General features: G+C 45.9%; 17 protein-coding genes. 7 read left to right on the forward strand and 10 right to left on the reverse strand.

The features are described 5' to 3' along the window. Positions 1-242: 242 nt before the first annotated feature. Complete coding sequence (locus IPL83_11275; GenBank protein ID MBK9039726.1) at positions 243-416, reverse strand: transposase; 174 nt, start codon at positions 414-416, stop codon at positions 243-245. Positions 417-571: 155 nt separating this feature from the next. Then, the gene (locus IPL83_11280) at positions 572-862 is read right to left on the reverse strand and encodes a hypothetical protein (protein MBK9039727.1); all 291 of its coding nucleotides are present in this window, start codon (positions 860-862) and stop codon (positions 572-574) included. A 676-nt stretch (positions 863-1,538) separates the two neighbouring features. Here IPL83_11280 and IPL83_11285 point away from each other — a divergent pair. Then, positions 1,539-1,778, forward strand: a complete 240-nt coding sequence (locus IPL83_11285; protein MBK9039728.1) for a hypothetical protein — start codon at positions 1,539-1,541, stop codon at positions 1,776-1,778. Here the strand turns inward: IPL83_11285 and IPL83_11290 are convergent. Next, a complete protein-coding gene (locus tag IPL83_11290; protein MBK9039729.1) occupies positions 1,743-3,563 on the reverse strand; it encodes a HAMP domain-containing protein in 1,821 nt (606 codons plus the stop codon). The genes IPL83_11285 and IPL83_11290 overlap by 36 nt on opposite strands. Before the next feature lie 232 nt (positions 3,564-3,795). On the opposite strand from IPL83_11290, the gene IPL83_11295 reads away from it, so the two are divergent. The 4 genes from IPL83_11295 to rpmG all read left to right on the forward strand — a co-directional run bounded on the left by IPL83_11295 (position 3,796) and on the right by rpmG (position 6,216). Beyond that, entirely contained in the window at positions 3,796-4,401 is a 606-nt protein-coding gene (locus IPL83_11295; protein ID MBK9039730.1) for a hypothetical protein, read from the forward strand. 59 nt (positions 4,402-4,460) lie between these two features. Next, positions 4,461-5,597 carry a ParA family protein gene (locus tag IPL83_11300; protein MBK9039731.1) on the forward strand — a complete coding sequence of 379 codons (1,137 nt, stop codon included), beginning with the start codon at positions 4,461-4,463 and terminating at the stop codon, positions 5,595-5,597. A gap of 24 nt (positions 5,598-5,621) precedes the next feature. Beyond that, complete coding sequence (locus tag IPL83_11305; GenBank protein ID MBK9039732.1) at positions 5,622-5,921, forward strand: hypothetical protein; 300 nt, start codon at positions 5,622-5,624, stop codon at positions 5,919-5,921. Positions 5,922-6,033: 112 nt separating this feature from the next. Further along, entirely contained in the window at positions 6,034-6,216 is a 183-nt protein-coding gene (gene rpmG, locus IPL83_11310) for a 50S ribosomal protein L33 (GenBank protein ID MBK9039733.1), read from the forward strand. Between the two features lie 28 nt (positions 6,217-6,244). Here the strand turns inward: rpmG and IPL83_11315 are convergent, their stop codons facing one another. The 6 genes from IPL83_11315 to IPL83_11340 form a co-directional block, all read right to left on the reverse strand. Beyond that, positions 6,245-6,964, reverse strand: a complete 720-nt coding sequence (locus IPL83_11315) for a response regulator transcription factor (protein MBK9039734.1) — start codon at positions 6,962-6,964, stop codon at positions 6,245-6,247. Between the two features lie 133 nt (positions 6,965-7,097). Continuing rightward, the gene (locus IPL83_11320; protein MBK9039735.1) at positions 7,098-7,856 is read right to left on the reverse strand and encodes an endonuclease/exonuclease/phosphatase family protein; all 759 of its coding nucleotides are present in this window, start codon (positions 7,854-7,856) and stop codon (positions 7,098-7,100) included. Further along, positions 7,856-9,013, reverse strand: a complete 1,158-nt coding sequence (locus tag IPL83_11325) for a phosphatidylserine/phosphatidylglycerophosphate/cardiolipin synthase family protein (protein MBK9039736.1) — start codon at positions 9,011-9,013, stop codon at positions 7,856-7,858. Before IPL83_11325 ends, IPL83_11320 begins: the two co-directional genes overlap by 1 nt. A gap of 21 nt (positions 9,014-9,034) precedes the next feature. Continuing rightward, positions 9,035-9,532, reverse strand: coding sequence for a hypothetical protein (locus tag IPL83_11330; GenBank protein MBK9039737.1), 498 nt, complete (start codon positions 9,530-9,532; stop codon positions 9,035-9,037). A gap of 51 nt (positions 9,533-9,583) precedes the next feature. After that, positions 9,584-10,987, reverse strand: coding sequence for a hypothetical protein (locus IPL83_11335; GenBank protein MBK9039738.1), 1,404 nt, complete (start codon positions 10,985-10,987; stop codon positions 9,584-9,586). A 210-nt stretch (positions 10,988-11,197) separates the two neighbouring features. Beyond that, on the reverse strand, positions 11,198-11,605 hold the full coding sequence (locus tag IPL83_11340) for a hypothetical protein (protein MBK9039739.1): 408 nt from the start codon (positions 11,603-11,605) through the stop codon (positions 11,198-11,200). Between the two features lie 234 nt (positions 11,606-11,839). On the opposite strand from IPL83_11340, the gene IPL83_11345 reads away from it, so the two are divergent. After that, the gene (locus IPL83_11345) at positions 11,840-12,208 is read left to right on the forward strand and encodes a hypothetical protein (protein ID MBK9039740.1); all 369 of its coding nucleotides are present in this window, start codon (positions 11,840-11,842) and stop codon (positions 12,206-12,208) included. Positions 12,209-12,285: 77 nt separating this feature from the next. Here IPL83_11345 and IPL83_11350 read toward each other — a convergent pair whose 3' ends face one another. Further along, positions 12,286-13,167 carry a DUF481 domain-containing protein gene (locus IPL83_11350; GenBank protein MBK9039741.1) on the reverse strand — a complete coding sequence of 294 codons (882 nt, stop codon included), beginning with the start codon at positions 13,165-13,167 and terminating at the stop codon, positions 12,286-12,288. 97 nt (positions 13,168-13,264) lie between these two features. Here IPL83_11350 and greB point away from each other — a divergent pair, with 97 nt between their 5' ends. Continuing rightward, complete coding sequence (gene greB / locus IPL83_11355) at positions 13,265-13,741, forward strand: transcription elongation factor GreB (GenBank protein MBK9039742.1); 477 nt, start codon at positions 13,265-13,267, stop codon at positions 13,739-13,741. Positions 13,742-13,836 lie beyond the last annotated feature (95 nt).

A 13,836-nucleotide genomic window follows, 5' to 3' on the forward strand; every position in this document is an offset into this window, starting at 1 on the left:
GGTTTAAATTAGATAGGCAGCATCAGTTGTCTGTCAGGCGGGTGGCGGGTTTTACGTGGCATCGACCCTAAGAGTCGCTTTAGTGGCTCTTTTAAAAGGATCAATGTCCCAATCACCGCCATGGCATCGGGGATGCTGATTCTGGTCTTCAGCATGAAGCGCCAAATCTGAACCATCAAATACGCAATTAACGCGACCCAAATCTGCGCTTTCACAGCGTGGAAGCTATTTCAAGGAATTTTTTATTTTCGGTTTTGCTTTAGAGTTTTAAAGAAAAGTTCCACTTTCCACCTGGCTTTGTATAGGTCACAGATCGTCTGCGTCGCGAGATCGAAGCGGTTTGTTAGAAAGATAAGTTTTTTTCCCGTGTCCGGATCGCGGTAGCTGATCCGTCGTAGCTTTGTTTTTGACCGCATTTTCGCTTAGCGACGGGACCGTTGAAATAAATTTCTTGATCGCAATGGCCCTGTGTTGGCCGTGACTCGGATTTAGGACTTTAAATTTAATGCTGGTTTCAATCTGGTAACGAAAAGTCGTTCAATCGCGAACCACTCAATCGGAATAGCCTTTATCAAAGATAACGGTAGTGCCCTTTTAAATTTGAACTCTTTTCGAGCGACACGCAAATCCTGAATACGAGGGGTTCTAAAACGATGACCTCGGGTAAATCTCCGGCCAAATCGATTGCAGCATGAAGCTTAACGCCACCAACGGTGCGGGCTTGCTGTGACCATGGCATAAGTTTTAAACTTAAACTGATCGAGGACGAATCCAGAACGGAGATATGGCCATTAAATCGAAAACTATTTTTTGGAGCAAGCTGTTGCGCCTTCCTTAGTAAGTAACTGAAAGTATTTTCCAAAATCTCGAGAGGCCTACTTTTATTTGCATCGGCCAAGGTGCTTTTGCAAACGGCATTGAATCAAGTTTTTTATCTTTGAATCATTTTTGCAAAAACTCTCGATAGAGCGATCGAGTCGTGGCCAGTGAGCTGGCCAAAAAGCAATGCCCCAAACCAGGTCCAACAATCGAGTGATCTGACACCAGTCACCCTCGTGCTTGTTTACAAAGATCCGAACTGCGTGCGCGGGATTAATTTGACTACTTGTCCAAAAACAGATTTTGTGCCAAGGCCTGACTCCTCATTTGGAAAACGTTTGTGGTAATGACGTCTCTAAATGCCGGATAATCGGGCCTTTTTCAATTCAATCTACAATTTAAACCGGACAGCAGTGGTGTTGGACACAACAGAATCACCGAAGGCTTGCGGGCCAACCGCAGTATTAAGATTGGGATCTTTCGTTGTACACCAGGTTTTACGAATGAGGCGATTAATGATTCTCGTCAGAGCGAGGGGTATATTTTTTGCGTTAAATCGCGGCAATAAGCCCCTTGGCCGGCATTCGACTCGCGCAAAAATCAATAATCTGTCGGTCGGCGCGGTTCACGATCATCGATCAATGGGCGAGAAAAAACCTTTCGAACGACGGTAGTGCGACTGATTTTAGTGGTTGGCCCGCAAGCCTTCGGTGATTCTGTTGTGTCCAAAAAAAAGACAAAGGGAGCTGGCTGAACTAAATCTCAGGATTTCAGGATCGAGTTCGGCTTGGTGCAGTGCTCACAACGTGAGCGCTGCTGCCGGACGCATGTTTGAAGATCCTGAAATCCTGAGATTTAGTTCAGCCAGGCTTCCTTGGAGTTTGGAACAACAATCAACTAGGCAAGTTTACGCTGAGTGTGCCTTAGGAGGCGACTTTGACCTTGTCTACTTCGCCTGATTCGTAGTCTGAATAGGCCGTCTGGACTTTCACGGGCTGTCCCGCTTCATCATAATACCCGCGAACTTTATATAAAGTCAGAGGCTGACTCTTCCCTTTGACTTCCACTTTTCCAGCTTCTTCAGTGACAAATTCCTTCTTAACAAGCTCCGCAACCTCATCACTGAGAAGCAAGTCCGTTCCGAAAGCCTTGGTTGAAGCTTCAATTCTGGAAGCTTGATTGACCGTATCACCAATGACGGTATATTCCATTCTCTCATCACTTCCGATCGTCCCTGAAATTACAAATCCGCAGTGAAGTCCTATTCCCATTTTCAGAGGAACTTGGCTGCGGGCAATTCTCGCCTCATTGAGTTTTTCGAGTGCTTGTCGCATTTCGATACAAGCCTTGACCGCGTTCAGTGAGTCGCGATCAGATGAGGTAGGGGCCCCCCATACGGCCATGATGGCATCTCCGATAAACTTATCAACAACCCCATTGTTGCGATTGATAATGCCAACCATGATTTGAAAGTACTCATTTAGCATGGTCACCACTTCTTCTGGCGTATGGCCTTCACTAAATTTCGTAAAATCGCGGATATCGCTAAAAAAGACGGTCACGTTTTTCCGACTCCCCCCGAGCTGGAGGTCACCTTTCAACAGGTCATCGGCAACACTCGATCCATGAAACTTATTAAGCAGATTTCTGACTTTGTCCCGCTCTTGAAGACCCGACACCATGTGATCAAATGCGATGGCCAGCTGCCCGACTTCATCCCGAGAGCGAACTCCAGATTTCACATTAAAATTGCCAGCCGCGACAGCGCGAGTCATCACGACCAACTTTTCAAGAGGAGCCGTAAGAGTCAACGAAACCACAAAAATAAGAAAAAGTGAGATCGACAAAAACTTACCTGCGACATAGAAAGCTTCGCGTCTGACCGAATGGGCCGCCTCAAGGATAACTTCCTCGGAGGCCTGAGAAATGGCTGTGACGGCCACCGATGTTCGAGAATAGGCTCCGCTAAAAGCTTCACCAAGTGTATTCTTAAATCGCAATTGCCCCTGTCTGAGCTTAGACTGCAGAGCCTCTTTAACGATGGGCATTTGAATCATCGAAGCCCCAGAGAATACCATCTTTTCATCTGGATGAGCCAACAGAAAACCTTCACGATCAACCAAATAGAGGAGCCTCTCGCTTATTTTTCCAAAGACTTTCTGGAGTCGATCCAGGCGAACCTCAGCCACTGCAATATGGGTGATGCTACCATAATCATCTTGCACAAAAGGAAGCCCAATTGTGAGAAGAGGGGCTCCTCCTGACATCGTCGCATTTCGAATTTCTATTTCTCCCGCAAAGATCGCCCCGCGGCTAAAACGCTGGTTTTGTTCCTGATAGGCTCTCACTCTATCGATGTAATCAGAGGAGAGACGATACTGCTGAAGATAGGCCAGGTTGACGATTCTCTCCAATGGCTTAGGTTTATCTTTGTGCCAGATTTCAAGAGAGACAAGATCCCGATCTTGTCGAAAGGTCAGATTCAGGGCCTTTTCCTTCTCCTCTTGGGTTGGATACTCTTTCAAAAGCAAGGATGAAATCATTTTGATTTTATCAATATACGCAATAACAAGACTTTCAACCTCCGTCGCCCGAGCGCCTGCCTGTCCTCGGTTAGAATCCTCTTCGCGAGAAATCGTAATCCTCTCAAATAACTCGGCACTTTTAATAGATATGAAAGCCGCCACACTTAGAATGAGAATTGAAGTCAAAATGACCAATTTGAAGCTAATTGGAATTCGCAGATGATTAAAAAAATTCACACCTATTACATCGGAAGCCATTGGCTATGGCGCAACGAGAGAAGATTTTTCTGGACAAACGCCCTGTCGACCTATTGCCAGGAATCCAGAATTGTAGGAAATTTGGCAGAATAGCCAAAATTGCTATTTCTCATAGAATTTATTGGAATTCGAGGTTTTGAATGGAGAAAAGCCCCATCTGCTTGAGTTCTTCGCTGAATCGAGGAGTCACTCCATGGACCAAAGACGCAAAATACTTTTGATGGCAGGATTAGGGGCTTTTATCTTGTTCGGCATGTTCCTAAGCGTCGGCATGCGTAAAGGTCAAAACCTTGTGGCGGAAGCGCGCCTCAACTCAAAAGAAATTCATCGCTCTCCTGCTGAGTCCTCTCAGGGAACAGCAACCCCGCTCGTTCGCCTCCTTTCTGTAAATCCTCAGTCCCTTCAAGCGATGCTAAAGGCTGCTGGTAATCAGGCCACCTTGATTTACACGTTTTCGGTCCAGACACCTAACTTTAGAAGTGAATTGCGGCTTCTTCATAAAATGAAAGTCTTTTATGCCCCCTATCAGATCGGAATTGAATTCCTTAACCTGGATCGCGAAGGGGAGGACGAGGGAATTCAAACTGTTTTTGATGGTCTTGAATCGATTCCAGACTATCCCATCCTGAGGCCCGAGGGGGAGGCCCTCCTTTTTTTGAAGTCATTGGCTCCGGTGGCCTCGTCAACCACTCCTGCATTTTTTGTTTTTAATAAGCAATCTCAGATTGTTGATCATTGGGAGGGAACGACTCCCATCAAAGATATTGATCTTCGGTTTAGAAACGCTTTTGTCAAATAGGGTTCAATCGGTACCTATTTCATGTTCCATCAAAAGATAGACTCCCCTTGACCCCTTAAATGAAAGCTGTTGAACTATTGCGAGTTCTTCTTTCTGGGAAGAAAGGTGGGGGCATGTTTTATTCCCGGTCTCAGGTAAACAAATTATTTTCTTTTGATAAGGAAGCCGCACCTTCACCTGCAAGTCTCTCTGGTTTGGAAAAAAACAAAACCATACCAAAAGCGAAAAGGAACGATGTCGATGAGCGACGCGTTCGTGGCTGGTCCACTCAAGATGTTCCACTGATCGGTCAGCATCTCGGATTCCTAGGAAAATCTTCAACTCCCCTGGTTTACAGTTTCTTTGTTACGAAAGGTGGAGTTCTCAAATCGTCCTTAGCCCTGAATTTTGCGCGAATGGCGGCTTTGCATGGTATCAGAACTTGCGTCGTTGGACTTGATATGCAGTGTGATATCACAACATCCCTGGGTCATATGGAGGAGGTTGAAGCCAATGATTTAGAGGCCGCCCTCCGATGGATGGAGAGCACGCGTGGCCTTTACGATATTTTTGTTGGAAAGGCCGAAGTCCAAACTGTTATCTTGCCAACTGACATTCCGACACTTTTTTATATCCCAGAGACTCCTGAACTCGTGTCACTCGAGCAGAGCCTTCTGCATCGTCCTCGCCGAGAACAGTGGCTACAGGAAACCGTCATTCAACCTCTTAAACGCGAATTTGATTTGGTCGTTCTCGATTGTTCTCCGAATTGGAACCAATTAATTACAAACGCCCTTGTCGCCTCTGATGTCCTCATCTCTCCGCTCGAATGCAAGATCAATAATTTCAGAAATCTTAAGATGTTCCGGGTTTTTATTCGCCAAATTCAGAGAGACCTATTGCTCAATTTCCGACAGTTCTATGTTCCCACACGCTTGAATTTCTCTCGACGCCTCAGTCGCGATATTTTTGAATGGTATCTCAAGCATATCCCCGACTGTCTCAACTTTCCCATTCGGGAGCACAGCCAAGGAGAGGAAGCTACCGCCATGCACCTGTCTGTCCCTGAATACCAACCGGGATCTGCGGCCTCACTTGAAATGAATCAATTCATTAAGTCGATATGGCTTCCGAATCTATCTGCCGACAAGACGAACCACAATTTTACCAAGAGTACAAAGACAGTCCATCGAAGAACACCAGAATCGTCCCTGTAAAGACACTCAGTTAGGAGATAAAAAATGGCCCTTTCTCTGGAGGAGCTACAAAATAAAAGGTCGAAAAAGATAAAAATCTTAAATGAAACTCCCCGACCTGTAGCATTCAAGGCCGCCAAACGAAAGCAGACGTCAAAACCAGAGATCCAGTTCCCCTGGAATCCCCCCGGCGAATCCGATACGGCCCAGACGGTTGAGCCCCCAGCCAATACGAGCAGCCCCGCTCGGGGTCCCATCACGTATATTCAGGAGTTAATCAAAGTGAATCGAAGAAGAAGAGCCGCCGGAAAGGGATTCTGCCTGCTCTCCCCCCTCAAATTTTAACCTTCGGGCCCAGAATTTGAGATTTCTTGCCTCTAAGAGATTTTTTCCTGTTATTTTAGCTGGCATTAACCAAATGATGGCGTTATAAGACCAGATCTCGGAGGTTGATGAAATGGCAAAGAAAAAAGGGAAAGTTCGGATAATCACGTTGGAATGCACCGAGGCTCGGAAGGCTGGAATTCCTCCTTCTCGCTATACAACAAAGAAAAATACTCAAACCCACCCCGAACGGTTAGAGAAAAAGAAGTACAATCCCAATATGCGTAAGCATACGATTCACAAAGAGATCAAATAGCCTATTGTGGCCAAGTGATCCTGTGAAATTAAGACGCCTTCTTCTGGGCGAGTTCATCCAAGGAAAACTTGTATCCCACGCCATGCACTGAGCGCAGGCATCTTTTGTAATCACCCATCTTTCGCCGCAGAGATGCCACGTAGGTGTCTACGCTACGATCCAGAACGTTTGTGGATTTTCCCCAGACTCCATCGAGAATCTGTTCTCGACTGATGATATGGTCTTTATGAGAGGCAAGATAGTAGAACAGCTTAAACTCTAGGGGCGTTAGGTTAATCGATGCTTCTTGGCCTTCATGATTAATATCGAGGCGTTGCATATCCAAAAAGAAAGTAAAGGGCCCTTGTCGAAGGACTCTGGAATTCTCAGATTCAGCACGGGTCCATCTTATTTTCGCCTCGACCCTTGCTCGCAATTCGGAGGGATCGCAGGGTTTCACGATATAATCGTCAGCTCCGAGGCTAAATCCAAGAACCTTGTTAGACACCTCGCTCTTGGCCGAAAGAAACATCACGGGTGTCCGAGAATACTTCTCAATTTTTCGAATACGACTGCACAGGTCGAATCCATCTCCATCTCCCAACATAATGTCGAGAATAAAGAGGCTGTAACGGCTCTTTTCCAGCTTAGAGATTCCTTCGGCAAAACTTTTGGCCATTTCTAAATCACAATGACCATGCAAGGCCTTGCCAATCACCAAACGATGGGATTCTTCGTCTTCTACCAACAGCACTTTGGGCAATGACATACTACACCTCTCTCACTGGCTTCTTTCGGTGCCTCTGATTCTCAAGAGCCGACATATCATCTATATGATCGGAAGAATGTTTATGAAAATTTATTAACATTTCAGCAAATTTGCGTCTCGCTTTGAGGCGCCCTCATTGGAGCTTAAAATCAACAACCAGGGCCGCATGGTCAGAAAGCCGATTCCAGGGCGAGCCTGTCATGACCACGGCCTCGATTGGAGTCAAACCACGGTAATAGACTCTATCTAGGCACAACAATGGATGCAGGCTTGGAAAGCTGCGAGCATATCTGCCATGGAGGGTTTGGAATGCCTCACGAACACGGATCCGCTCCCCAATATGCCGACTCGCTCCTTGAGCCCAATCATTAAAATCACCCGCAACTAGAAGGGGACCTTCAGATACCGCTTCAGAAATACGCTGGATCAAGCGATCCAATTGCTGACGCCGACCTCTTGCCAAGAGATTGAGATGAAGGCACACCAAATGCAAATCCCCCAAATTCGGATGTACCACTGAAACATGCAAAAGCCCTCGCCTTTCTAAGGGATTGGTCGAGATATCCAAATTGGTCCATTGACGAACAGGAAAGCAACTCAAGATGGCATTGCCATGGCTTCCCTCCTGGTAAACCGCATTCTTACCGTAGGCATAGTGCTCCCATACGGAATCCGCCAAAAACTCCAACTGTGAATCAAATTCCTCCGAATCCTCCAGGTCATGAAGCCCCAATAAGCCCTGCCCTCGAATCTCCTGAAGAAAAACCAAATCCGCGCCGACTTCACGGATGAGACTCTTTATGTTCGAAAGCACTTGCTTTCGAGAATAGAAACAAACCCCTTTGTGAATGTTATAGCTGAGGACCCGCAAATTATTCTGATGAGCTTTCACTAAATCCACCTTTTGAAAATCAATATGAATCTTCCAATCAATCTCTGAACCCAAGGACGTCGACTCAGGTCAACCACAGAAACGAGATTTGATTGCTCACAATATTCTTCGAAATTTCTCGCCAATGAGTCAATATTGTCTGGACGAGAAAGTACCACGTCTGCTTCTAGATCATGATACTGACTCCGATAATTAAGATTTGTGCTTCCCAACTTTCCCCAATTGTCTATCACCATAAATTTTGCATGAACAAATCTGTCTCGATACTCATACAATTTCACACCCAGGGGGATCAGGGGGGCGAGCAAGATTTCACCCACCCAGCGAGTAAAAAATACGTCTGTAAATCCCGGAAAGCACAGACGCACGTCCACCCCACGCTGTGCCGCCTTAATCAAGGCACCCAGTAGCTTTGGAGAAGGCACCCAATAGGGGTTCGCTATCCAGACACGTGTCGTTGCGAGATTCACGCGCGCCACGAGCAAGCGCAGACGATTTCTTCTCAATAGCAAAGTGTGATTGAGCTCGACATAGGGATTCCGCCAAGATTTTGAAATACGTCTCGCTGCTCTTGGTTGTCGCACCGAATCCATTTTCCACGACGAAGAACGAGTCCAATTAAAAGAAAAAGCCGAGACAAGATCACGAACTCCCGGCCCTTCAACCAGAACTCCCGCGTCCTTCCAATTCAAACTGGCCTCGCTGACATTGATACCGCCAACAAAAGCCTTATCTCCATCGATCAGAAATACCTTCTTGTGATTTCTTCTGTTGATTGAGTTCAATAATTTGAGAATCCAAAAAAAATGGGGAAAGTTTCGCAGTCCCCATCGGCTCCAGGGACTCGCCAAAGGGTGATAAACTCGAGTTTCAATGCCTGCCTGCTCAGGAAGAGACTCTAGTGGACCATGGACCCAATGAGGAGAGCCAATTCCATCAACGAGGAGCCTCACGTGAACGCCCCTCTTCACCGCCTGCTCCAGCTCCGTGATCAGTCGCTTTCCGACCTCGTCGTTTGAAAAAATATAGACTTCAATTTCAATTGAAGTTTTTGCCTGACTGCAGGAACGAAGTATCTCGTAAAAATACTCTTGGCTTGAAAGAAAAAGTTTTTCATAGGTCCATTGCAATGGACCCAGTGGTGATTCGCCCTGCATAGCTCCCAATATACCCGATCGTCACGGGCTCAGGGAATCTTTCTCTCGCCCCTGGTTTTCCATGGCCGGCTCATCAATTCGCTTCCATACATAAACAAAGGGCTTACCACTCACCTCAAAATAAAGATAAAACTCGCCATTCCGGATTTCTGCCTGAGTTTCGGTTTCCTTTCCCTGCTTCATATCCGGATCAGATCCACAATCAATCGCATTTTTCGGATTAATCCAAGTCACCCGATCCTTTAGCCTGCAGCCATTAAAGGCATACTCTCCCTGTCGCTCGCAAAAACCCCTTTGTCCCCGACGATCCCAAAATACCCGGTCTTTCCCATCCGGAAAAAATTCAAAAACCAAATTGAGGTCCGGGTTAGGAATTGGTGATTCAACCCCCTGATAGATGTACTTTTCCCAGCGCCACTTTCCAACAATCGATTCTCCCTCACAAATCACCGACTCACTACGAGCAATCGCAGCAAAAAAAACCAATATGACAACAACAACCACTCTGAAGTTCTTCACATTCACCTTCTGGCGTCCCTATCCCGTCCTGCCCTACCCTGCTCTGGGCTATCATATCCAACCTCTTCTTATCAAAATGGCCTTGATTTGCCCAGTGCTCTTATCATCTAAAGAAATGTCCTCAACAGCTCCCTGCAAGGCAGCAGGAAAATCCTTCAATAAAGAACCAGCGCCCAAACGTCCCAAGCATTGCAAAGCCAGTTGACCCGTCAACTCTTTGCCGAGAAACTGACGAATCTCCCACAGAGTTCCGCTCACAATCGTAGAATCGTGATAGAGAGAGCCTTTCGCATCTGACTTATAATTTAACGAGTTGTCTAGAGTGCGACGAAATGGGGCTTTTAAATAGCTATACTCGGCCATGCGGGGGCTGTCCAAATACAGAGCCGCAAGGAAATCAGCAAATCCTTCATTGAGCGATCCACCTTCTTTATCATTAGGAAGTCCGGCCAGAACTTGCACGACCGAATGTCCGACCTCATGTATCACGATTGATGGATCCTGGGGAATCTTCTTGTAGATCACATTGTCCCCATCTCCCAGATAAATATTTCCGTTGTAGTAGAAAGCGGCGTTCGAAGGAACAACTCCTCCGACGTGAACTTTGACTTTGAGCTGAAAGGGTAAGGAGAGAAAGTACTGAGATCTCAGCCAAACCAAAGACTGCTCAATAAAGTAATAGGCCTGAACCTCATCAAACGCGCTCTCGTCTGGCTGAAAACGAAACTGATGATTTAAATTAAAAGCTCGACTCCCAGCTTCTGACTCAACTTTCAGTAGAGAACTTGTCAGAGTCCCATCACCAACCAAATTTGAAAGAATCACTTCGGCCAAGGGCGTTCGAAATGGAGACCCCGGAAAAACTTGAGCGCTCCCGGTAATCAAGTGATTTGTGAGAGAGCGGCGCATAATGATCCGACCCTTCTCAGATATCCTCGCCTGTACCACATCCGATTCATTGTGAAGGAGATAAGCCAGTTCAACAAAAGGTTCAAAGCCCATGAGAGTTGTTTTCAAAACAATCTGAGAGGGAAAGATTTTTTTTGCTTCGCGCAATTCCGGATATCTCTGCCAAGCCACACTCAGGATTCTCTCCTTTTGTGATTCCATCTGCTGAGCCTTCTTCGCGTCTCTCTCAGACAAGGGATGAGTAGAAACATCTCCCTCAATCAACTTTGGCGCTCCCGAATGATCGCGGAGCACTTTAATCCAACTTCCCTCAACTGGAAAGCCTCCGTTCATCGTGCGCCAATGTTCAATTTTATAGCCTGAAATCTCGACACTCTCAGATTGAGACTTATGTGGAGATGAGATAAGTGTAGCCAATTCAGGAGTCAGATTTTGTTGAGATGCGCGACTCCAGTGAAAGCGAGACAACTCATTCTGAACACTGCATCCAAGGACCGGCAAAGCCAGCAAGAGAGAGAGGAAAATAAACCTTACAAAAAGTTCCATCTTCGGCTCCATGAGTGCCAATGAAAAACACAAAAACTCCCGCCGATCCTTAAAGCCTGGAAGACTGTAAATCTAAAACCAATTAATCTAGAACTCGAGATCCAAATCATGTGGGGAGACTCTCAAATGCCTCCCCACACTTTCGGAACACCACAAATCCAAACTCCAGAAGAAAAGCGAAAGCTCTCTTTTCTGCCGTAGCTCTCCCCATTATTCGATGGTGAGAGTTTTCTCAAGATAGTTATCATTTCCATCTATAAATCTAATTCTGTGCTCCCCAACTCCGAGCTTGCCAAGTGTCACAGATTGCGTGAATGGCACCATCATCATCAAACACATGCCTTCGCTCACTCCGGCAACAGCCCGCACTTCGTGAATCTTAGTGGCCCAATCATGCCCAACATCTGCCCTTTTCCAACGATAGCAAGTGTTTGAAAATAGTCCTGCCAGGACAACATAGGCTTCTGACTCGGCGTCGAAACCGCTCGGTATAAAAGCATCGTTAACACCTACGACAACTTCTTTTTCCTTTCTTGGAGGCGTGGTTGCCCCAGCATCCAAAAATGGAATAGCCAATGTCAAAACCATAGCAACAACAAACAAAATGCGATTTTTCATATTTTTCCCCTTTAATAAATTGCGACCCTACAAAAGATAGTAAGCAATGATTGTTCCATTTTGAAACATCTATAAATCAACAATGAAAAAATATACGGGTAATTTTGTCCCAATGATACTGCTCCACATGAGACTAATACACTGACCATGCGAGTCAATATTCTGAATGGCAATCTTGAACGGCTTGAATTAAATTGAGTGCAAGATCAATTGGAGAGATTTGGAGAAATTCTGATGAGATTCTTTCTTGTTTTGATGAGTTTTGGAATATCTTTTCCCAGCTTTTCTCAAAGCGTGGATTTAGACGCTCAGAGCAAGGGCTTTGCTGGCCTCCGTCAAAGTGGAGAACTGGTTAGCCTTGAATTGGTGCCAAAGGGAAAGCAAATACGCCTTAAACTCGTCGGAAATGAAGCTGCAAGTGTTAAAATGGGCGAGGTTTCAGTGGAGGCGACTTACGGTTTTGGAAAAGTCAAAAAGCGGCTGACTGTCACCAAACAACAGGGAGAATTTTTAATCACGCGAGATAAGGTGGAGCCAGTCGATCTTAAAATACGTGTGATGACGCCTGATCAAGTAGAGGACTTTGACTTCCAGCTAAAATAAATCATCCGACAAAGCAATCATTGTTCACTGCAATTGAATCTCATCCACCCATGGCCTGAGATGGCTCGAGGGTGCCCTTAAAATTTCACCACTAAGCTTGAAATGTAGTTCATATCCGTTTTTTTCACTGTAGCGGGAGGATAGTTGTCGTGGGTAACGGTAGCCTCCAGCGCCAAAGCTAAGTTCTCTGTCCAATTCATCTTCAAGATTCCACTCGAGAGAAGCAGATAATCATTTAGCTTTTCCATTTTTGGCTGAAAATATAAAACAAAAATTGCCGTTACGTCCTTCAAGTCAGACGAGCTGAGTGAAAAATAAAAATTGCCACGAGCCGTATTTTCCTGTTCGGAACTCAATAGGCCCGTCTCGTAAACCTCATCATGGGAGTAATAGACTCCCGCTCCCAAGGCGTAGGTAATGCACTCTATTTCTGGCAATTCCCAACGCCAGCCCCCTCCAGCCAATCCGCGAAAACGAAGCCGATTGAATTGGTTTGTTTGAGACTGTATATAGCCCTCCCAAAAACGAAGAGGGGCCACCGGCCTAACGTGTCGCAAGTGCACAAGGCTCTCGCTTGTATCCTTGATTCCCTGGCTCTCACCATATCTATAGTTGACTAGGATAAACTGCTGAGACAAGCCAGAGTTCCAAACGGAGCTATGTCCGAGCCCACCGTATATCCTATCACTGTTTCCGGCTCCACCATTTAACTCGAACCTGGCCTCGCCTTTGTAACCAATATCTTCCACGCGAGGCCTCACTGCCTCAACATTGACGATATTCTGGGCTCTTGCGCCCGGACTTTCCAAAAACCAGCACAATATCGCAAGTAGAAAGAAAAGAAATTTCAAAGCTGTCATCGTCATCAGGGCTCCGGAGCCTATCAACTCAATTCCTCTCTGCCAACAAATAATCCACTGTCCAAAAGGACTCTGCGCGCCCAAAAAAGTTTGACTCACTATTCAACCAAAACATGACTCCCAATCACTTCCACCTTTTACACGCCTCTGTTCTCAGCTTGTGAAACAACGAGAGCTGTGAGAAGAGTTCGCCACTATGGCCACTGCCCCTAACTACATCACTCCTTCTGGACTCGAGACCCTCCGAAACGAGTACCGCGAACTCTTTCACAAGGAGCGTCCAAAGCTTGTAGAAACAATTGCTTGGGCTGCAGGCAATGGCGATCGGAGCGAAAATGCTGATTATATCTATGGCAAAAGACGTTTGAGAGAAATTGACCGCCGCTTGCGATTTCTTGGACAACGCATTGAGATGGCTCAAGTGGTTGATCCAAAATCTGTCTCCGCCGACAAAGTCCTCTTTGGTGCGACAGTCACTATCCTCAATGAGCAAAATGAATCCAGAACCTACCAGATTGTGGGGGAGGACGAAATTGATGTCTCTCGCGGAAAGATCTCCTGGAAGTCTCCATTGGCCAAGGCCCTTTTAAATAGAAAACAAGGTGAGGAAGCTCTCATTCATAAGCCAACGGGAGATTCAGTTGTTGAAATTATCCGAATCGAATACGTCTAGAAATAAGCCTTTCGGTTTGTATTTTTGTCGACTTGTAATTTTGAATATTTTTCAAAAAATTTAAATAACTCGCTTCCCTGTTGCCCTTTTTTGAC

Source organism: Bdellovibrionales bacterium (assembly GCA_016716765.1).
GTDB lineage: Bacteria > Bdellovibrionota > Bdellovibrionia > Bdellovibrionales > UBA1609 > JADJVA01.